The sequence below is a fragment of the Aromatoleum evansii genome, from assembly GCF_045689615.1.
In the GTDB taxonomy this organism is placed as follows: Bacteria; Pseudomonadota; Gammaproteobacteria; order Burkholderiales; family Rhodocyclaceae; genus Aromatoleum; species Aromatoleum evansii.
In genome coordinates this window covers 510,827-530,235 of sequence record NZ_CP141259.1, presented here as the reverse complement: position 1 = coordinate 530,235, position 19,409 = coordinate 510,827, and the positions used below count along the sequence as shown (strand labels likewise).

General features: G+C 69.4%; 16 protein-coding genes. 12 read left to right on the top strand and 4 right to left on the bottom strand.

Annotation, left to right across the window (positions count from 1 at the left end; translation table 11 throughout):
- Nucleotides 1-136: 136 nt before the first annotated feature.
- From U5817_RS02250 to argS, 3 genes are all read right to left on the bottom strand, one after another.
- Nucleotides 137-778, bottom strand: coding sequence for a thiol:disulfide interchange protein DsbA/DsbL (locus U5817_RS02250; RefSeq protein ID WP_169130367.1), 642 nt, complete (start codon nt 776-778; stop codon nt 137-139).
- A gap of 98 nt (nt 779-876) precedes the next feature.
- Nucleotides 877-1,455, bottom strand: coding sequence for an SPOR domain-containing protein (locus tag U5817_RS02245; protein ID WP_169130365.1), 579 nt, complete (start codon nt 1,453-1,455; stop codon nt 877-879).
- Nucleotides 1,456-1,470: 15 nt separating this feature from the next.
- The gene (gene argS / locus U5817_RS02240) at nt 1,471-3,234 is read right to left on the bottom strand and encodes an arginine--tRNA ligase (protein ID WP_407279578.1); all 1,764 of its coding nucleotides are present in this window, start codon (nt 3,232-3,234) and stop codon (nt 1,471-1,473) included.
- A 231-nt stretch (nt 3,235-3,465) separates the two neighbouring features.
- Here argS and U5817_RS02235 point away from each other — a divergent pair, with 231 nt between their 5' ends.
- The 3 genes from U5817_RS02235 (at nt 3,466) to ubiB (ending at nt 7,783) form a co-directional block, all read left to right on the top strand.
- Nucleotides 3,466-3,813, top strand: a complete 348-nt coding sequence (locus tag U5817_RS02235; RefSeq protein WP_407279577.1) for a hypothetical protein — start codon at nt 3,466-3,468, stop codon at nt 3,811-3,813.
- Between the two features lie 108 nt (nt 3,814-3,921).
- Nucleotides 3,922-5,976: a TonB-dependent receptor gene (locus tag U5817_RS02230; protein WP_407279576.1), complete on the top strand. Its 2,055-nt coding sequence runs from the start codon at nt 3,922-3,924 to the stop codon at nt 5,974-5,976.
- Nucleotides 5,977-6,253: 277 nt separating this feature from the next.
- On the top strand, nt 6,254-7,783 hold the full coding sequence (ubiB, locus tag U5817_RS02225; RefSeq protein WP_169130357.1) for a ubiquinone biosynthesis regulatory protein kinase UbiB: 1,530 nt from the start codon (nt 6,254-6,256) through the stop codon (nt 7,781-7,783).
- A 36-nt stretch (nt 7,784-7,819) separates the two neighbouring features.
- Here the strand turns inward: ubiB and U5817_RS02220 are convergent, their stop codons facing one another.
- Nucleotides 7,820-8,089 carry a hypothetical protein gene (locus tag U5817_RS02220; RefSeq protein WP_169130355.1) on the bottom strand — a complete coding sequence of 90 codons (270 nt, stop codon included), beginning with the start codon at nt 8,087-8,089 and terminating at the stop codon, nt 7,820-7,822.
- Between U5817_RS02220 and rocD the strand changes: the two genes are divergently transcribed.
- The 9 genes from rocD to hcrB all read left to right on the top strand — a co-directional run bounded on the left by rocD (nt 8,088) and on the right by hcrB (nt 19,409).
- Nucleotides 8,088-10,244 (top strand): ornithine--oxo-acid transaminase, encoded by a 2,157-nt coding sequence (gene rocD, locus U5817_RS02215; protein WP_407279575.1) that lies wholly within the window; start codon nt 8,088-8,090, stop codon nt 10,242-10,244. The two genes, U5817_RS02220 and rocD, sit on opposite strands and share 2 nt — an antisense overlap.
- 140 nt (nt 10,245-10,384) lie before the next feature.
- Nucleotides 10,385-11,842, top strand: a complete 1,458-nt coding sequence (locus U5817_RS02210) for a sodium:solute symporter family protein (protein ID WP_407279574.1) — start codon at nt 10,385-10,387, stop codon at nt 11,840-11,842.
- Nucleotides 11,843-12,103: 261 nt separating this feature from the next.
- On the top strand, nt 12,104-12,718 hold the full coding sequence (locus U5817_RS02205) for a twin-arginine translocation signal domain-containing protein (protein ID WP_407279573.1): 615 nt from the start codon (nt 12,104-12,106) through the stop codon (nt 12,716-12,718).
- Nucleotides 12,719-12,755: 37 nt separating this feature from the next.
- The gene (locus tag U5817_RS02200) at nt 12,756-14,324 is read left to right on the top strand and encodes a GMC family oxidoreductase (RefSeq protein ID WP_407279572.1); all 1,569 of its coding nucleotides are present in this window, start codon (nt 12,756-12,758) and stop codon (nt 14,322-14,324) included.
- Nucleotides 14,325-14,346: 22 nt separating this feature from the next.
- A complete protein-coding gene (locus U5817_RS02195) occupies nt 14,347-14,697 on the top strand; it encodes a ribbon-helix-helix domain-containing protein (RefSeq protein ID WP_169130345.1) in 351 nt (116 codons plus the stop codon).
- Nucleotides 14,698-14,771: 74 nt separating this feature from the next.
- Nucleotides 14,772-15,167 carry a VOC family protein gene (locus tag U5817_RS02190; RefSeq protein WP_407279571.1) on the top strand — a complete coding sequence of 132 codons (396 nt, stop codon included), beginning with the start codon at nt 14,772-14,774 and terminating at the stop codon, nt 15,165-15,167.
- Between the two features lie 380 nt (nt 15,168-15,547).
- The gene (hcrC, locus tag U5817_RS02185; protein WP_407279570.1) at nt 15,548-16,033 is read left to right on the top strand and encodes a 4-hydroxybenzoyl-CoA reductase subunit gamma; all 486 of its coding nucleotides are present in this window, start codon (nt 15,548-15,550) and stop codon (nt 16,031-16,033) included.
- On the top strand, nt 16,030-18,420 hold the full coding sequence (hcrA, locus tag U5817_RS02180) for a 4-hydroxybenzoyl-CoA reductase subunit alpha (protein ID WP_407279569.1): 2,391 nt from the start codon (nt 16,030-16,032) through the stop codon (nt 18,418-18,420). The genes hcrC and hcrA overlap by 4 nt, the downstream gene beginning before the upstream one ends.
- The gene (gene hcrB / locus U5817_RS02175; RefSeq protein WP_407279568.1) at nt 18,417-19,409 is read left to right on the top strand and encodes a 4-hydroxybenzoyl-CoA reductase subunit beta; all 993 of its coding nucleotides are present in this window, start codon (nt 18,417-18,419) and stop codon (nt 19,407-19,409) included. Before hcrA ends, hcrB begins: the two co-directional genes overlap by 4 nt.

The following is a 19,409-nucleotide window of genomic DNA, read 5'->3' as shown; positions in this document are numbered from 1 at the left end:
CGCCCGTCGAACCTGCGGGAGCGGCTTCAGCCGCGAATGAGCCGAGTCACATGCGGCACCGCCGATTCGCGGCTGAAGCCGCTCCCACAAGGCCGCCCCCGCTGGCGGGGCGCGGCGGCGCCCCGCCAGCGGCCGATCAGCCCTTGCCCTTCTCCGAACGCACGCGCGCGACCAGTTCGTTGACGGTCTTGAGCATGCCCTCGTGGCTGCCGGCGGTCGAGGCCGACACCATGAAGCGGCCATCCACGGCCATCATCGGCACGCCCGCCACGCGATAGGCGGCAGCGATCTGGTTCGAGCGCTGCACGCGCGACTGCACGCCGAAGGACTTCCAGGTGTCGCTGAAACGCTTCGAGTCGGTGACGCTGCCGGCCCACTCGAGCAGCACGTCTTCCTTCTGCAGCTGGCGCTTCTGCTCGTGGATCGCGGCGAACACGGCCGGTCCCAGCTTCGCCGCCTCGCCCATCGCTTCGAGCGTGTAGTAGATGCGCGCGAGGTTGGTCCACTCGGGGCGGTTGAAGGTGATGGGCACCTTCACGAAGTTCACGTCGGCCGGCAGCGTCTTCGTCCAGGTGTTGAGCAGGGGCTCGAAGTCGTGGCAGTGCGGGCAGCCGTAGGAGAAGAACTCGATCACCTCGATCTTGCCGGCGACCTCGGTCGGCACCTTGGTGGCCAGGGTCTGGAAGGGCTGGCCGGCCTTCTGGGCCCAGGCCGCGCCACCGAGGGCGGAGAAGGCGGTCAGGGCGGACAGCTGCTTGAGTGCGGCACGACGATTCATTCAATACTCCCGAGTTGATGACAGGGTCTCAGACGGCAGACCCTGAGAGTTGTTCCCGAAATTTTATAGGCATATCGACCGGCGGCGTGCAGCGTCGCTCAGGGATTGCCCTTGACGACCGTCGCGGTGAAGCCGGCATCGGACAGGCGTGCGCGCACCGGATTCATGTCTTCGGGCTTGGCGAAGGGGCCGATGCGCACCCGGTGCATCGTGCGGCCGTCGGGCAGCTGCGCGCGCTGCGCGCTCGCCTCGATGCCGCTCAGCGCGAGCTTGGCCTTCAGGTTGTCGGCCTCGGCGGGATTCTCGAACGCGCCGATCTGCAGGTAGAGCTTCTCGGGCGCAGCCGGCGCCGCGGCGGCCGGTGCGGCAGGCTTCGCCTCGGTGGGGGCACCCTCGCCCTGCGGCAGGATCTTGTAGAACTCGAAGTCGGGCTTCACCACCGGCCGGTCGCCCGGCTTGCCCGGCAGCGAGGCCGGCTGGTCGGATGCGGGCGGCCGTGCAGCCGCGGGGGCCGGCGCCGTCGGCGTCTGGAACGGCGAATTGCGCGTGAAGTACCACGCGGCCCCGGCCGCGAACAAGGCGCCGAGCACCAGTCCGATGAAGATGCCGACGATCACGCCGCCGCGGCTCTTCGCCGGCCGGCTGGCTTTCCTGCTGGGCTTGCGGTCACGACTCACGAAACTCTCCGACGGTTACATCGACTGCGGCGCCGACACGCCCAGCAGCGCGAGGCCGTTGGCGAGCACCTGGCGCACGGCGGCGGCGAGCGCGAGACGCGCGAGCTTCAGCCCCTCGTCCTCGACCAGCATGCGCTCGGCGTTGTACCAGCTGTGGAATTCGCCGGCGAGGTCCTTGAGGTAGAAGGCGATCTGGTGCGGCGCGTAGTCGGCGGCGGCGCTCTGGATCAGCTCGGCGAAGGCGCCCAGGCGTGCGCACAGCGCCAGTTCGCGCTCGTTCTCGAGGCGCGCAAGCTCGGCCGCGGCGAGCTCGCCGATTTCGCCGCCCCACTGCTGCAGCACCGAGCACACGCGCGCGTGGGCGTACTGCACGTAGTAGACCGGGTTCTCGTTGCTCTGGCTCTTGGCGAGATCGAGGTCGAAGTCGAGGTGCTGGTCGCTCTTGCGCAGCACGTAGAAGAAGCGGCACGCGTCGTTGCCGACTTCGCGGCGCAGCTCGCGCAGCGTCACGAACTCGCCCGAACGGGTCGACATCGCCGCCTTCTGGCCGTTGCGATACAGCACCGCGAACTGCACCAGCGCCACCTCGAGCTTCTCCGGCGGCAGGCCCAGCGCGGCGATCGCGCCCTTCACGCGCGGGATGTAGCCGTGGTGGTCGGCGCCCCAGATGTCGATGACGCGATCGAAGCCGCGCTCGTACTTGTTCAGGTGATAGGCGATGTCGGAGGCGAAGTACGTATACAGGCCGTTGTCGCGCTGCACGACGCGGTCCTTCTCGTCGCCGAAGGCGGTCGAGCGGAACCACTTGGCGCCGTCCTGCACGTAGATGTGGCCGCGCTTCTCCAGCTCGGTCACCACGCGCTCGACCAGCCCGGTGTCGAACAGGCTCTTCTCCGAGAACCACTTGTCGAAATGCACGCCGAACTCGTGCAGGTCGTCGCGGCCGTCGCCGAGCTGCTCGTTGAGCGCGAAACCATGCACGAAGGGGTAGTCCTCGCCGAGCAGGCGCTTGGCGTTGGCGATCAGCACGTCGAGGTGCTCCTCGCGCTGGTTCTTGGCCTCGTCGTCCTTGCGCTCGGGCGCGGGCAGGCCCGGCGCGCCGTCGAGGATCTGCGCGGCTGTGACCTTGGCGAAGCGGTCCTTGTGACCCTCGCGCATCTCGCGCGCCATCTCGATGACGTAGTCGCCCTGGTAGGCGTTGGGCGGGAAGTCGATCTCGATGCCGTGGAAGGCGAGGTAGCGCAGCCAGGTCGACAACGCGAGGATGTCCATCTGCCGGCCGGCATCGTTGATGTAGTACTCGCGCGTGACGTCGAAGCCCGCGAAGTCGAGCACCGCGGACAGCGACGCCCCGTAGGCTGCGCCGCGGCCGTGGCCGACGTGCAGCGGGCCGGTCGGGTTGGCGGAGACGAACTCGACCTGCACCTTGGTGCCGAGTCGGGCGCCGCGGCCGAACTCCGCGCCGCGCGCGAGGACGTCGGCGACCACCGAGGTCTTGGCACCGGAGTTGAGCGTGAAATTGATGAAGCCGGCGCCGGCCACTTCGGCCTTCGTCACCAGCGGCGAGGCGGGCAGCTCGGCCAGCAGCATGTTCGCGAGGTCGCGCGGGCTGCGGCGCAGCGGCTTGGCGAGTTGCAGCGCGAGGTTGGTGGCGAAGTCACCGTGACCGGCCTGCTTGGGGCGTTCCAGCTGGATCGGGGTTTCGCTCAGGTCGGGGGCGACGCTCTTCAGCGCGGCACGCAGCAGGTCGGCAAGTTGGACTTTCGGATCGGCGCTCATGGCACTCGGAAAAGAAACTAAACGCGCGATTATAGCGGATCGCCCGCCAAGACCCGGGACCGACGTTCCCGTGGCGGCCGGGTGACCGGATATGCCTGCGGCGCCGTCCGCCCTGCAGAAGGAAAACGCAACATAGTTGCACCGACCGGCGGCCCCGCCTAGAATCGCCGGCCCATGTCGAGTCGCCACGCGCCCTCCTCCTCCGTGCCCCCTGGCGCCCGACGGAATCCCGTGCGGGGACCGCTGGCGTTCGTGTTGCGGCTGTCGCTCGCGCTCGCGCTGCTCCTCGTGCAGGGCGCCGCGCTCATGCACGTCATCGGCCACACCGCGGAAGTCTCCGCTGCGCGCAACGGGCGGAGCGCCGGCTTCGAGCCCGACGAGGGCGCACGCCACCTCGCGTACTGCGTCGATTGCCTGTCCTTCAGCGGACTCGACCTGCCGCTGACCGACCGCGGTCCGGCTTGCGGCGCGGACGGGGAGTCCCTTGCGCCGGCGCGCTTCCGCTCGGCCGACACCCCGGCGCGCGACGGCCTCGCGCCGCGCTGCCGCGCTCCGCCCGCCGCCCTGCTGCGGGCCTGAGCCCCCTCCCGCATTCCCCGATCAATGAACCGGCATGCGTCCGCCACCGGGCGGCGCGTGCCGGCCGCTTTCGCCCGCAGTGGCGAAGGCACGGCCATGGACACAACGATGAATACGAATACGCCTTCTGCACGCCCCCTCCCCCGCCCCCTTGCGCTGTCGCTGCTGCTCGCATGGAGCTCCACCCCGTTTGCCGCGGCCGCGGCTGAAACAGCCGAGCTGCCGGCCGTGACGGTGTCGGCGAGCGCCCTCGCTCTCGGCAGCGACGCGATGAGCACGCCCGTCACGGTGCTCGCAGGCGAGGACCTCGTGCTGCGCCGCGATGCGACGCTGGGCGAGACGCTCGCGCGCGAGCCCGGCATCAACGCCAGCCCCTTTGGCGCGGGGGCGAGCCGACCGGTGATCCGCGGCATGGACGCCGCGCGCGTGAAGCTGCTGTCCGACGGCAGCGAGATCATGGACGCCTCGACGGTGAGCCCGGACCATGCGACCGTGGCCGAGCCGATGCTCGCCGAGCAGATCGAGGTGCTGCGCGGCCCCTCGGCCCTCGCCTACGGCGGCGGGGCGATCGGCGGCGTCGTGAACGTGCTCGACCGCAAGATCCCGATGGCCGTGCCGACGCGCGGCGTCGAGGGCAGCATCGAACTGCGCGGCAACACGGCCGCGCGGGAGGCCGCGGGCGCCTTCGAGCTGACTGCCGGCTCGGGCAATTTCGCCGTCCACGCCGAGGGCCTCAAGCGTGACGCGCGCGACTACCGCGTCGGCGACGGCTGGACCGGCGGGCGCCGTGTCGACGGCAGCTTCAACGAGACCGAGACCGGCAGCCTGGGGATGTCCTGGGTCGGCGCGCGCGGCTATCTCGGCCTCGCATACACGCACCAGCGCAACGACTACGGCCTGCCCGGCCACGCGCACGGCATAGAGGAGTGTTCGGTCGCCGGCAATGCGCTCGCGTGCCCCGAACACGAGGGAGGCGAGGAGGAGCACGAGGAGGAAGGCGGCGTGCCGGTCGTGAAGCTCGACAGCGAGCGTTGGGACCTGCGCGGCGAGTACCTGGAGCCTCTCGCCGGCTTCACGCGCCTGCGCGTGCGCGCGAGCCACACCGACTACCGCCATCACGAGGTCGAGGACGGCGCGATCGCGACGACCTTCCGCAACCGCGCCCATGACGGCCGCATCGAGCTCGAGCACGCCCCGCTGGCCGGCTGGCGCGGCGTGCTCGGCCTGCAGGGCTCGCGGCGCGACTTCCGCGCGACCGGCGAGGAGGCCTACGTGCCGCCGACGCTCACGCGGCGGAACGCGGCCTTCCTGGTCGAGGAATACACGACCGGCGACTGGCGCTTCGAGGCCGGAGTGCGGCGCGAGTGGCAGGCGATCGACGTCGATGCGGCGGCGCGCGACCGCAGCCACGACGGCAGCTCCGTGTCGCTCGGCACGGTGTGGAACTTCGTGCCGGGCTATGCGCTGGGGCTGTCGCTGTCGCGCGCGCAGCGCCTGCCGACCGCCGAGGAGCTCTACGCTGACGGCCTGCATCTGGCGACCGCAACCTTCGAGCGCGGCAACGCTGACCTGAAGGCGGAAACCTCGCACAACATCGACCTCAGCCTGCGCAAGACGGCGGGCGATACCCGCTTCAGCATCGGCGCATACCGCAACCGCGTGTCGGACTTCATCCACGCGCGCACGCTCGATGCCGTCGAGGGCCTGCAACTCGTCGAGTACGCCCAGCGCGACGCGGTGTTCACCGGTGTCGAGGGGCAGATCCGCCAGCGGCTGAACGCCATCTTCGGCGCGACGCTGTTCGGCGATTACGTGCATGCGCGCTTCGACGGCGGCGCCGGCGACCGCGACCTGCCGCGCATCCCCGCGCACCGCGTTGGCCTGCGCGCGGACGCCCGCTGGCAGGGCTGGAGCGGCGAGCTGGAGTGGTACCGCGTCGGCCGCCAGGACCGGGTCGCCGATTTCGAGAGCGACACGCCGGGCTACAGCATCGTGAACCTCTCGGCGAGCTACACCGGGCGCTTCGGCGCGCAGCCGTGGCAGGTCTACATGAAGGCGGGCAACCTCGGCGACGAGCTCGCGTTCAGCCACACCTCCTTCATCAAGAACGCCGCACCGCTGATGGGGCGCAACCTGACGCTGGGGGTGCGCGTGCCGTTCTGACCGGCCCCTGCGCCCCGCACGCGGGGCGTTTTCCCCGTGGGAGCGGCTTCAGCCGCGAATCGACCGGCGGGGCTCGCCAGGCGCCGATTCGCGGCTGAAGCCGCTCCCACACGAAGCCGCTCCCACACGAAGCCGCTCCCACACCAAGCCGCTCCCACACCAAGCCGCTCCCACACCAAGCTACGCCGGGCAGTTCGCGCGATTGCCGGCGCCGTGCCCTTTCCTCGCACGCGCCTTCGGGCTAAAGTCCGCCCTTTCCCCCGCCCGGCGATCCAAAGTGCGTCTCTTCCGTCTTGCCAAGATCATCACCGTCGGCCTGCGCTTCGGCCTCGACCAGATGGTGCTCGAAGCCGATACGAGCGGACGCCTGGGGAAGCTGTGGCACGTGGTGTTCTTCTGGCGCCACCCGAAGGCACCGCGCGGCGAACGCCTGCGCCGGGCGCTGGAATCGCTGGGGCCGATCTTCGTGAAGTTCGGCCAGATGTTGTCGACGCGCCGCGACCTGCTGCCGCCCGACCTCGCCGACGAACTCGCGCTGCTGCAGGACCGCGTCCCGCCCTTCCCCACCGAGCAGGCGCTGAGGGTGCTGGAGGACTTCTACGGCAAGCCGGTCGACGAGGTCTTCGTCGACTTCGAGCGCACGCCGGTCGCCTCCGCGTCGGTCGCGCAGGTGCACTTCGCACGCCTGCCGAACGGCACCGAGGTCGCGGTGAAGATCCTGCGCCCTGGCATCGAGCCGGTGATCGAGCACGACCTCGCGCTGCTCGACACCGCCGCGACGCTGCTGGAGAAGCTGTGGCCCGAAGCACGGCGCCTCAAGCCGCGCGAAGTGGTCGCCGAGTTCAGCAAGTACCTGCACGACGAGCTCGACCTGATGCGCGAGGCGTCGAACTGCTCGCAGCTGCGGCGCAACTTCACCAACTCCAAGCTGCTGCAGGTGCCCGAGGTGCACTGGGACTGGTGCGGCAAGAACGTGATGGTGATGGAACGCATGCGCGGCGTGCCGATCTCGCAGCTCGACGCGCTGCGCGCGCAGGGCACGGACCTCAAGGCGCTGTCGCGCGCGGGCGTCGAGATCTTCTTCACGCAGGTGTTCCGCGACGGCTTCTTCCACGCCGACATGCACCCCGGCAACATCTTCGTGCATGCCGACGGACGCTACATCGCGCTCGATTTCGGCATCGTCGGCACGCTCAATGCCGAGGACAAGAGCTACCTCGCGCAGAACTTCCTCGGCTTCTTCAAGCGCGACTACAACCGCGTCGCGCGCGCCCACATCGAGGCCGGCTGGGTGCCGGCACACACCCGCGTGGACGAGTTCGAGAGCGCGATCCGCGCGGTGTGCGAACCGATCTTCGACCGCCCGCTGAAGGACATCTCCTTCGGCAAGACGCTGCTGCGCCTCTTCCAGACCGCACGTCGCTTCGAGATGGAAGTGCAGCCGCAGCTCGTGCTGCTGCAGAAGACGCTGCTCAACATCGAGGGCCTGGGGCGCCAGCTCGACCCCGACCTCGACCTGTGGAAGACCGCCAAGCCCTTCCTCGAGCGCTGGATGGACGAGCAGATGGGCTGGCGCGGCCTGCTGCGCAACCTCAAGGACGAGGCGCCCTCCTGGGCCGGCACGCTGCCGCAGATCCCCCGTCTCGTGCATCGCGTGCTCGACTCGACCGCGCACCGCCACGAGGTGCAGAGCGGCGAACTGGAACGCGTCGCCCGCGCGCAGCGCACGCAGGGGCGCGTGCTGTGGCTGGTGTCGGCGCTGCTCGCGGCGCTGGTCGGGCTGGAGCTGTATCGGCTTTTCGGCTGATCGCTGCCGCCCGCAATCGGGCTATCAAGACGGCAATCAGATGCAGCCGTTCGCCCTGAGCTTGTCGAAGGGCATGGACAGGGCTTCGACAGGCCTGTCCTGAGCGAAGTCGAAGGGCTCAGCCCGAACGGTATTGGGTTGCGGGATTGATAGCCGCACCCGCACGTCCGCGCCGCGGATGCGCAATCCGTCACGCCCCGTATAACGCTCGCCGTCCGTACCTGAACGAATCCCCCCTCCTTGCGTCGAACGCATAAGCGCATCGACTATTCGCCCGCCCCCGCCGCGGGCAGGGAGGATGGCCATGACACACTCCGCGCCGCTTCACGTCCCGCCGCATGCCGACCTGCGCGCCATCGTGCAGGTCATCGGCGTCGCCTCCGCGCTGGGCGCCCCCGGCCACGGACCGGCCGCCGGGCCGGCCGCACTCGAGCACCACGGCCTGCTGCAGCGCCTGAAGGGCACCGGCATCGCCGCGAGCTGGCGTGAGACCCTCGTGCCGGCGGCGACACCTGCGCCGGGCGCGTCGATGCGCGAGCGCCTGGACGCGGTCGGCGCACTCGCGCAGCGCGTTGCGGACCACCTCACGGCCCTCGCACCCGATGTGTTCCCGCTCGTGATCGGCGGCGACCACGCCGTCGGCATCGGCACCTGGCGCGGCGTCGCCAGTCGCCTGGCGCCACGCGGCGCGCTGGGCCTGATCTGGATTGACGCCCACCTCGACAGCCACACCGAGCGCAGCACGCACTCGGGCAACATCCACGGCATGCCGCTCGCCGCGCTGCTCGGCGAAGGCGATGCGGCGCTCACGGGCGTCGGCGGCCCGAAGCTCGACCCCGCGAACGTCGTGATCATCGGCGCGCGCGCCTGGGAGCACGAGGAGCACGAACGCCTGACGCGCCTCGGCGTGCAGGTCTTCGACATGGCGGAAGTGCGCGAACGCGGCATCGCCGCCGTGTTCTGCGACGCGCTCAGCGTGGTGCGCGAGCGCACGGCCGGCTTCGGCGTCAGCATAGACCTCGACGCGCTGGACGCTGCCGCCTTCCCCGCCGTGACCTGCCCCGAGCACGACGGCATCGCGCCCGACGAGCTGTGCGCGGCGCTGCTCGCGCTGCGCGGTTGCGGCGATTTCGTCGCGATGGAGATCGTCGAGTACCTGCCCGAGCGCGATCCCGGCGGGATGTGCGCGGACTGGGTCGCGAACCTCGCCGGCGCGGCGCTGGGGCCCTCGACCTACCTGCTGCGCGCCAAGGAGCGCGAATTCGGCGCGCACAACTATGCGCCGCTGCCGGTCGTGTTCCATCACGGCAAGGGCATCTGGCTGTGGGACGTGGAGGGGCGGCGCTACCTCGACATGATGAGCGCCTACTCGGCGGTGAGCTTCGGCCACGCCAACCCGCGCCTGCTGCACGCCCTCAACGACCAGGCGCAGCGCCTCGCGCTGACCTCGCGCGCGTATTCCAACGACCGCCTGCCACTGCTCATGGAGCGCCTGTGCGGCCTGCTCGGCTACGAGCGCGTGCTGCCGGTGAACACGGGACTGGAAGCGGTCGAGACCGCGCTCAAGACGGCGCGCAAGTGGGGCTACAAGGTCAAGGGCATCGCCCCCGACCGCGCGGAGATCATCGCCTGCGAAGGCAACTTCCACGGCCGCTCGATCACCATCGTCGGCATGTCGTCGGAAGAGCAGTATCGCGACGGCTTCGGCCCCTTCCCCGCCGGATTCCGGCGCATCCCCTACGGCGACGCGGACGCGCTCGAGGCGGCAATCACGCCCGAGACCGCGGCCTTCCTCGTCGAGCCCGTGCAGGGCGAGGGCGGCATCATCGTGCCGCCGACGGGCTACCTCGCGCGCTGCGCGGAGATCTGCCGGCGCCACAACGTGCTGCTGATCGCCGACGAAGTGCAGACCGGCCTCGGCCGCACCGGACGCCTGCTCGGCTGCGACCACGAGGGCGTGCATCCGGATGGGCTGATCCTCGGCAAGGCGCTGGGCGGCGGCCTGCTGCCGGTGTCGGCCTTCCTCGCCGACGCCGCGGTGATGGACGTGTTCCGGCCGGGCGACCACGGCTCGACCTTCGGCGGCAACCCGCTCGGCGCGGCCGTCGCGCTGGAAGTGCTCGCCATCCTCGAGGAGACGCGTCCCTGGGAACATGCCGCGCGCCTGGGCGAGCGCCTCATGGCCCGCTTCCGCGACGCGCGCCTGCCCTGCGTGCGCGAGGTGCGCGGGCGCGGCCTGCTGGTGGGCATCGAGCTCGACCCGGCCCAATTGCGCGCGCCGGTCGCCGCGGAACTGCTGCTCGCGCGCGGCATCGCGACCAAGGACACGCACAACACCGTGATCCGCTTCGCGCCGCCGCTGGTGATCACCGAGGCCGAACTCGACCACGCGGCAAGCGTCGTCATCGATACGCTCGCCAACGCCGCACAGCATCACGACGCGGGGCCCCTGCCCGCGTAGCGCCCCCCTCGGAGCATCCGGCCGCGCACCGTTCCGGTGCGCGCGATGGCGCTTGCCCATCGCGGGAAAATCGTTGATACACTTCCGCCCCGATTCGTCATCAACGCGCTGTTTCGACCCACTTTTCCGGAAGGCCTGCCATGCTGCTCTGGCTCGTGATCGCTTACCTGCTCGTCTCCATCGGCATCGGCCTTTACGCCGCCACGCGGGTGCACAACGCGCGCGACTACATCGTCGCCGGCCGCACGCTGCCGATGTACATGGTGCTCGCGATGGTGTTCGCGACCTGGTTCGGCGCCGAGACGGTGCTCGGCATCTCGGCGACCTTCCTCGAGGAGGGTTTCCGCGGTCTGATCTCCGACCCGCTGGGCGCCTCGCTGTGCCTGGTGCTGTTCGGCCTGATCTTCGCGCGCCCGCTGTACCGCATGAACCTGCTGACGCTGGGCGACTTCTTCCGCGTGCGCTACAACCGCACGACCGAGCTGGTGCTGTCGCTGTGCATCGTCGTCTCCTACCTCGGCTGGGTGAGCGCCCAGATGACCGCACTGGGCCTGGTGTTCAACGTGCTCTCCGACGGCGCGATCTCGATGACACAGGGCGTGCTGATCGGCTCCGGCACGGTGCTCATCTACACGCTGTTCGGCGGCATGTGGTCGGTCGCGCTGACGACCTTCGTGCAGATGATCGTGATCGTGCTCGGCCTGCTCTACGTCACCTGGATCGCCGGGGACATGGCCGGCGGCTTCACCGCCGTCATGTCCAAGGCCGCGGCCGAAGGCAAGTTCGAATTCCTGCCGACGCTGGACCCGATGGACATGCTGGCCTGGATCGCGGCGCTCGCGACCATGGCGCTCGGCTCGATCCCGCAGCAGGACGTGTTCCAGCGCGTGAACTCGTCGCGCAACGAGCGCGTCGCGATCTGGGGCACCACGCTCGGCGGCCTGTCCTACTTCTTCTTCGCGTCCGTGCCGCTCTTCCTCGCCTACACCGCGACGATGATCGACCCCGAGATGGTCACGCGCTTCATGGAAGAGGACTCGCAGCTGATCCTGCCCAACCTGATCCTCGGCCACATGCCCTTCGCCGCGCAGGTGGTGTTCTTCGGCGCGCTGCTGTCGGTGATCATGAGCACGGCCTCGGGCACCCTGCTCGCGCCCTCGGTGACCTTCTCGGAAAACGTCGTGAAGGGCTTCGTGCCGCACATGAGCGACCGCCTGCTGCTGCTCACCACGCGCAGCACCGTCGTCGGCTTCACCGCGCTGGTGACCTATTACGCCGTGTATACAGACTCCTCGATCCACCAGATGGTCGAGAACGCCTACCGCATCACCCTCGCCGGCGCCTTCGTGCCGCTGGCCGCCGGCCTCTTCTGGTCGCGCGCGAACAACCTCGGCGCGGGCCTCTCCATCCTGTTCGGCCTCGGCACCTGGCTGATGCTGGAATTCTTCGCGCCCGAAGGCGACGTCGAGCCCCAGCTCGTCGGCCTCGTCGCCAGCGCACTCGGCATGCTGGTCGGCGGCCTGGTCGGCCCGCGCACGCACCATCGTCCGCACGCCGGCCACCACCACGCGGCCGAAGCGACGCACCACGTACGCTGAATCCCGCGGCCGCCAGGCCGCCCGCGATCGAGCACACACGCCCGACGCGAGGCGTACGCCGCTGCACGGCGGCATTCGAAAAAATCGGTTCGCACCCTGCAACGCCAATGCCTATGCTTTCAGCAGGGGCATTGGCGTTGCGGCGACATCGCGGCAACGCCTGCGACGTAGGTACCGGCGTATTACCCACGCGCCGCACCGCGATGGAATACTGCTCCGCACTCAGGGCACGCAGACCCCGATGCAACGAGGAGACGAACCATGCAAGCGATCCGGATCGCCACGGCGAGCGGCGGTGCAGCGTCGGCCGCAAGCACCGTGCAGCAAGCGCCGCTGACACGGCGGGAATTCCTGAAAGGCACGGGCATCCTGCTCGGCACCCTGGCGATCGGCGCGCCGATCGCCGCGCTGGCGCCCTCGCGGGCCTGGGCCCTCGAGCTCAAGGCGCTCGACACCGCCACCGGCGACACCCTGCTCAAGTTCGGCCGCGTGCTGTATCCGCATGCGCAGCTCCCCGATGCCGTCTACGCCCTGCTCGTCAAGGACCTCGACGCAATGGCGGCCGCCGACCCGAAAGTGGCCACTCTGCTGCGCGACGGCGTCGCCGGCCTCGACCGCGCGACCGGTGGCGCGTTCGCCAAGGCCAAGCCCGCCGCGCAACTCGCCGCCGTGAAGGCGATCGAAGGCAAGCCCTTCTTCGCGACCGTGCGCGGCAAGTGCGTGACCGCCCTGTACGACAACGAGATGACGTGGACGGCCTTCGGCTACCCCGGCGAATCCTTCAGCAAGGGCGGCTACATCCGGCGCGGCTTCCAGGATCTGAAGTGGCTGCCCGACCCGCCCGCGGATGCGAGCCCGCCGCCCTTCCTGGGCTGATCGGCACCCCGCACACCACGACATCCGGAGGCAGGACATGGCGAAGATCGCATTCGACGACGACTCCGCGGTCGTCATCATCGGTTCAGGCGCAGGCGGCGGCACGCTCGCGAACGAGTTGTGCCAGAAGGGCATCAAGGTGATCGTGCTCGAGGCGGGAGCCACGCAATCGGTCGCGACGTTCATCAACGACGAGTGGAAATCCTTCTCGCAGCTGGCGTGGCTCGACGCGCGCACGACCTCGGGCAGCTGGCGCATCGCGAAGGATTTTCCCGGACTGCCGGCGTGGATCTGCAAGACAGTCGGCGGCACGACGACGCACTGGGCGGGCGCCTCGCTGCGCTTCCAGGAACACGAGTTCAAGGCGCGCACGCATTACGGCGCGATCAAGGGCGCGAACCTGATGGACTGGCCGCTGACGCTGAAGGACCTCGAGCCCTGGTACGACAGGGCCGAGGACAAGATGGGCGTCACGCGCACCCACGGCATTCCCGGCCTTCCGGGCAACAATAATTTCAAGGTGATGCACGCCGGGGCGACCAAGCTCGGCTACAAGCAGGTACACACCGGGCGCATGGCCATCAACAGCAAGCCGCGCGACGGCCGCGGCAGCTGCCAGCAGATCGGTTTCTGTTTCCAGGGCTGCAAGAGCGGCGCAAAGTGGTCCACGCTCTACACCGAACTGCCGAAGGCCGAGGCGACCGGCAACCTCGACCTGCGTCCCGAGTCCCACGTCACGCGCATCGAGCACAACGCCGCCGGCAAGGTGAGCGCCGTCGTGTACTTCAACAAGGCCGGACAGGAGCAGCGGCAGAAGGCGCGCATCGTGTGCGTCGCCGGCTATTCGATCGAGACGCCGCGCCTGCTGCTGCTGTCGGCGAGCGACAAGTTCCGCGACGGCCTCGCGAATTCATCGGGCCAGGTCGGGCGCAACTACATGCGCCACATGACCGGTTCGGTGTACGCGGCGTTCAAGGAGCCCGTGAATATGTTCCGCGGCACGACGATGGCCGGCATCGTCGGCGACGAAGCGGGCAACAACCCGAAACGCGGCTTCGTCGGCGGCTACGAGATGGAGACGCTGTCGCTCGGCGTGCCCTTCATGGCGGCCTTCCTCAACCCCGGCGGCTGGGGCGCGGAGTTCGCGTGGTGGATGGAACACTACAGCCAGCTCGCCGGCATGTGGCTGGTCGGCGAGGACATGCCGCGCGAGACCAACCGCGTCACGCTCAACGCGAACGTCAAGGACAAGTACGGCAACCCGGTGCCCAACGTGCACTTCGACGATCACCCGAACGACGTTGCGATGCGCAAGCACGCCTACACGCAGGGCGAGCGCGTCTACCAGGCCGCCGGCGCGATCCGCAGCTTCCGCACGCCGCCCTATCCCTCGACGCACAACCTCGGCACCTGCCGCATGGGCGCCTCGGCCACCGACAGCGTGTGCAACGCGTACGGGCAGACGCACGACATCCCCAACCTGTTCATCTCGGACGGCAGCCAGTTCACCACCGGCGGCGCGGAGAACCCGACGCTGACGATCGTCGCCCTCGCAATCCGCCAAGCGGATCACATCGCCACCCTGATGAGCCAACGGGCGCTCTGAACCGGGGCAAGGGGAACGACACATGTGTGAATACTTCGTGAAAGCCGACCCGATCCAGTACGAGCAGCGCACGCGCACGATCCGCATCCATGGCGTGCTCACGAGCATCCGGCTGGAGAACATGGTGTGGGACATCCTCGCCGAGATGGCCGAGGAAGAGCACTGCACGACCAACCATCTCGTCGTGAGCTTCCACGACGAGATCCTTGCGCACCGGGGCGAGGTGCCGAACTTCGCCTCCTTCCTGCGCATCACCTGCATGCGCCACCTGCGACGCAAGCTCACCGCGGCGGAGCGTGCCCTCCCAAACGAGCCGGCGCCGGCACCTCAGTTGGCGCCGCCGCGGATCGTCGCGGTGGCGGGCCGGTCCTGAGCCTGCTCCGTCCCGCGGCAGCCGGCGCCGAAACCGACGCGCAGCAGGTATTTCCCCAACCCACCGGAATCTCCATGGCCAAAATCATCCACAGCATGATCCGCGTGCTGGATCTCGACAAATCGATGCGCTTCTACGAAGACGTCCTCGGCCTGCGCGAATCGCACCGCCTAGACTTTCCCGAGTTCACGCTCGTCTACCTGCGCAATGCGGAAAACGACTACGAACTCGAGCTGACGCTCAACAAGGGCCGCGAGGAGGCCTACACGCACGGCACCGGCTACGGCCACATCGCCGTCGTCGAGCCGGACGTCACCACGCGCCACGCCGAACTGACGGCCAAGGGCTACGAGCCGGCACCGGTGAAGGAATTCAAGCGCGGCGACGAGTTGCTCGCGCGCTTCTTCTTCATCCAGGACCCGGACGGCTACAAGATCGAGGTGCTCGAGCGCCACGGCCACTACCGGTGACGACATCGCGCCGCTGAGCCGCCTCAGTCCCTTGCCCGCCCCGTGCCGGATGCCGGCACGGGGCGGGGCGGGGCGCAGGCGCGCATCGGATCACGCCGGGCTCTAGGCGGACCGCAGTCGATCGTTCAATTCGCTCGAGCCGGCGGCAGCCGGGACGCAAAATCGCGGCCCGGACCTTGCCCGAGGCAAGGTCGACTGGTCTTTCCACTCGCAAAATAATCGTTTCAGTTCAATACCTTGCCAGTCACGAAGGGCATGCCGGCTATGCATGCACCTTCATATTTTCGTTCGCACCGGACGGTGCTAGCATCGCCATACGTTAAATTGTTTGATGTCAAACAATACAGCCCGCCGGACTTGGCCGCGGGACAGGAGGCGATGTGAAGAAACTGCTGACACTGATGGTCAATGGCCGCCCGCGCGAGGATGCGGTCGCCGAGAATGCGCTGCTGATCGACTACCTGCGCGACACGCTGGGCCTCACGGGCACCAAGCAGGGCTGTGACGGCGGCGAGTGCGGCGCCTGCACGGTGCTGGTCGAAGGCGAACCGCGCCTGGCGTGCAGCACGCTCGCGCACAGCGTCGAGGGGCGCCACATCGAGACCATCGAGGGTCTGAGCACCGCCGGCAACCTGTCGCGCCTGCAGCGCGCCTTCCACGAACATCTCGGCGCCCAGTGCGGCTTCTGCACGCCGGGCATGATCATGGCCGCCGAGGCGCTGCTGCGGCGCAATCCGCAGCCTTCGCGCGACGAGATCCGCGCGGCGCTCGCCGGCAACCTGTGCCGCTGCACCGGCTACGTGAAGATCCTCGACTCGGTCGAGGCCGCGACGCGCTGCGGAGAAGCCGCGGAGGTGCCGACATGAACGCGCCTGAACGTACCCTGCCGCGCGCCCTGCGCCACACCGGGCAGGCCAGCGACAGGCCGGACGGCGTCGGCGCCCGCATGCCGCTGATCGACGGCGTCGACAAGGTCACCGGCAACGCCCGCTACACCGCCGACCTGCCCGCCCAGGGTGCCCTCGTCGGCCGCATCCTGCGCAGCCCGTGGGCGCATGCCGAGATCGTCGCCGTCGACATCACTGCGGCGCTCAGGCTGCCGGGCGTGCGCGCGGTGATCACGGGCGAGGAATGCGACACGCCCTACGGCGTGATCCCCATCGCGCAGAACGAATTCCCGCTCGCGCGCGGCCGCATCCGCTACATCGGCGAACCGATCGCCGCCGTCGCGGCGGTCGACGAGGCGACCGCCGACGCCGCGCTCGCGCTGATCCGCTTCGAAGTGCGCGAGCTGCCGGCGTATTTCGAGGCGGCCGACGCGCGCAAGGCCGACGCGGCGCCGCTGCACGACAACAAGAAAGGCAACATCGAGCGCGAGGTGCATAACGAGTTCGGCGACACCGCCGCCGGCTTCGCCGCGGCGGACCTGATCCGCGAGGAGGTGTTCGAGTGCGCCGAGGTCCATCACGCGATGATGGAGCCCAACGCCTCGCTCGCCGCGTGGGACGCCGAACGCGGTCACCTGACCCTGTGGTCTGTGACCCAGGTGCCCTACTACGTGCATGAATCGCTGTCGCGCTGCATGAACCTCGACGCGGCCTACATCCGCGTCATCAAGCCCTTCGTCGGTGGCGGCTTCGGCCACCGCGTCGAGACGCTCAACTTCGAGATCATCTGTGCGCTGCTCGCCCGCGCCGCGCGCGGCACCGTGCGCCTGCTGCAGAGCCGCGAGGAGGCCTTCCTGACCCACCGCGGCCGGCCGCAGACCCATATCCGCATGAAGCTCGGCCTCACCCGCGACGGCCGCATGACCGCGTGCGAGGCCGAAGTCGTACAGCGCGGCGGCGCCTACGGCGGCTACGGCCTCGTCACGATCCTGTATTCGGGCGCACTGCTCAACGGCCTGTACGACCTGCCCGCAGTGAAGTACGACGGCTACCGTGTGTATACGAACACCCCGCCCTGCGGCGCGATGCGCGGCCACGGCACGGTCAACGTGCGCTTCGCGTTCGAATCGCTGCTCGACACGATGGCCGCGGAGCTGGGCCTCGACGCCTTCGCGGTGCGCCGCCGCAACCTGCTCGTCGCGCCGACCGAGACCATCAACGGCCTGAAGGTGATGAGCTACGGCCTGCCCGAATGCCTCGACTGGGTCGAAGAGGCGTCGGGCTGGAGCGAGCGTGCTGCACGTCCCCGCGACGACGGCCCGATCCGCCGCGGCATCGGCATCGCCTGCTCGCACTTCGTCAGCGGCTCGGCCAAACCGGTGCATTTCACCGGCCAGCCGCACGCTACGATCGCGCTGCGCGTCGATTTCGACGCCGCGATCACGATCTTGACCGGTGCCTCCGACATCGGCCAGGGCTCGTCGACGATCATCACCCAGGTCGTCGCCGAAGTGCTGGGCGTCGCCCAGCGCCGCCTGCGCCTCATCGCCACCGACTCCGCGCTCACGCCCAAGGACAACGGCTCGTATTCCTCGCGTGTCACCTTCATGGTCGGCAACGCGGCGGCCGACGCCGCACGCAATCTCAAGCGCGTGCTCGTCACCGCGGCGGCGAAGCGCCTGCAGGTCGCCGAGGCCGAGGTCGACTGGCTGGGCGAGGCGGCCGCGGTGGTCGGCGATCCGGCGCGCCAGATCGGCTTCCACGAGATCGTCGAGGAAGCGCTGGTCGACACCGGCATGCTCACCGTCAAGGGCACCTTCACCTGCCCGGTCGAGTTCCAGGGCGGCAAGCTGCGCGGCGGCGCGGTCGGCTCGACGATGGGCTTCTCGTATGCGGCGCAGGCGGTGCAGGTCGCGGTCGATACCGAACTCGGCACCGTCACCGTCGAGAAGGTGTGGGCAGCCATCGACTGCGGCTTCGCGATCAACCCGATGTCGGTCGAGGGCCAGGTGCAGGGCGCAGTGTGGATGGGCATGGGCCAAGCGCTCTCCGAGGAGACGGTGTACGAGAACGGCCGCCACAAGGCGGTCAGCCTGCTCGACTACCGCGTGCCGACGATGGCCGAGTCGCCCGAGATCGACGTGCATATCGTCGAGAGCATGGACCCCAACGGCCCCTTCGGCGCCAAGGAAGCGAGCGAGGGCCCGCTCGCCGGCGTCATGCCCGCGATCGCCGCGGCGATCGAGGATGCCACCGGCCGCCGCATCCGCGAACTTCCCTTCACCCCGGATCGCGTCTTCGACGCGCTCAACCGCAAACCCCGCGCCGGTGCCATCGCACCGGCTACCGTCCAAGGAGAGGCATGATGGGCGCCCTGTCCGAATTCCGTCTGATGCGTGCGACGAGTGCCGCCGACGCGGTGCGCCTGCGCGGCGAGTTTCCCGCCAGCCGCTTCATCGCCGGCGGCACCGACCTGCTGCCGAACATGCGCCGCGGTCTGACCGGCGCCGAAGTCCTGATCGACCTCGGCGGCGTCGATGAGATCCGCGAACTACGCCGCGACGGCGACGTTCTGCGCATCGGCGCCGGGGTCACGCTCGCGACGCTCTCGGCCGACCCGACCGTCGTCGCCCGCCTGCACGCGCTCGCCCAGGCCGCGCTGGCCGTCGCCGGGCCCACGCACCGCCGCGCAGCGACGCTGGGCGGCAACCTGTGCCTCGACACCCGCTGCCAGTACTACAACCAGAGCGAGGACTGGCGCCGCGGCAACGACTTCTGCATGAAGCGCTCCGGCGACGTCTGCCGCGTCGCGCCGAAGTCGAGCCGCTGCTACGCGGCCTTCAGCGGCGACGTCGCGCCGGCCCTGCTCGCGCTCGGTGCCGAGGTGGAAGTTCTCGGCCCGCAGGGATTGCGCCGTCTTCCGCTCACCGACTTCTACATCGACGACGGCATGGCCTGGCTCGCGCTCGGCCCGGACGAGCTGCTGGTCGCGGTGATGGTGCCCCTCGTCGCCGGCCGCACCAGCGCCTACGAGAAGATCCGCGTGCGCGGCGCGATCGACTTCCCGCTCGGGGGCGTCGCCGTGGCACTGCGCCGCGACGGCGAGCTGATCGGCGAGCTGCGCGTCGCCTGCACCGGCGTATCCTCGCGCCCGGAGTTCATCGCCGGCCTCGACGAACTCGTCGGCAAGCCGCTCGACGACGCCGCGCTCGCTACAATGGAACGTCACCTCAAGCGCGGCATCCAGCCGATGGAGACGACGCTCGTGAGCGTCCCCTACCGTCGCCGCGCGACGCCGCTGCTGGCGAAGCGGCTCGTGCGCCGGCTGTGGGACGAAGCCCGACAAGGAGCCTGA

Bases quoted from the DNA above. Each gene is read 5' to 3' on its own strand.
- U5817_RS02250 (WP_169130367.1), bottom strand. From the start codon at position 778: ATGAATCGTCGTGCCGCACTCAAGCAGCTGTCCGCCCTGACCGCCTTC.
- argS (WP_407279578.1), bottom strand. From the start codon at position 3,234: ATGAGCGCCGATCCGAAAGTCCAACTTGCCGACCTGCTGCGTGCCGCG.
- U5817_RS02230 (WP_407279576.1), top strand. From the start codon at position 3,922: ATGAATACGAATACGCCTTCTGCACGCCCCCTCCCCCGCCCCCTTGCG.
- rocD (WP_407279575.1), top strand. From the start codon at position 8,088: ATGACACACTCCGCGCCGCTTCACGTCCCGCCGCATGCCGACCTGCGC.
- U5817_RS02220 (WP_169130355.1), bottom strand. From the start codon at position 8,089: ATGGCCATCCTCCCTGCCCGCGGCGGGGGCGGGCGAATAGTCGATGCG.
- U5817_RS02210 (WP_407279574.1), top strand. From the start codon at position 10,385: ATGCTGCTCTGGCTCGTGATCGCTTACCTGCTCGTCTCCATCGGCATC.
- U5817_RS02205 (WP_407279573.1), top strand. From the start codon at position 12,104: ATGCAAGCGATCCGGATCGCCACGGCGAGCGGCGGTGCAGCGTCGGCC.
- U5817_RS02200 (WP_407279572.1), top strand. From the start codon at position 12,756: ATGGCGAAGATCGCATTCGACGACGACTCCGCGGTCGTCATCATCGGT.
- U5817_RS02195 (WP_169130345.1), top strand. From the start codon at position 14,347: ATGTGTGAATACTTCGTGAAAGCCGACCCGATCCAGTACGAGCAGCGC.
- U5817_RS02190 (WP_407279571.1), top strand. From the start codon at position 14,772: ATGGCCAAAATCATCCACAGCATGATCCGCGTGCTGGATCTCGACAAA.
- hcrA (WP_407279569.1), top strand. From the start codon at position 16,030: ATGAACGCGCCTGAACGTACCCTGCCGCGCGCCCTGCGCCACACCGGG.
- hcrB (WP_407279568.1), top strand. From the start codon at position 18,417: ATGATGGGCGCCCTGTCCGAATTCCGTCTGATGCGTGCGACGAGTGCC.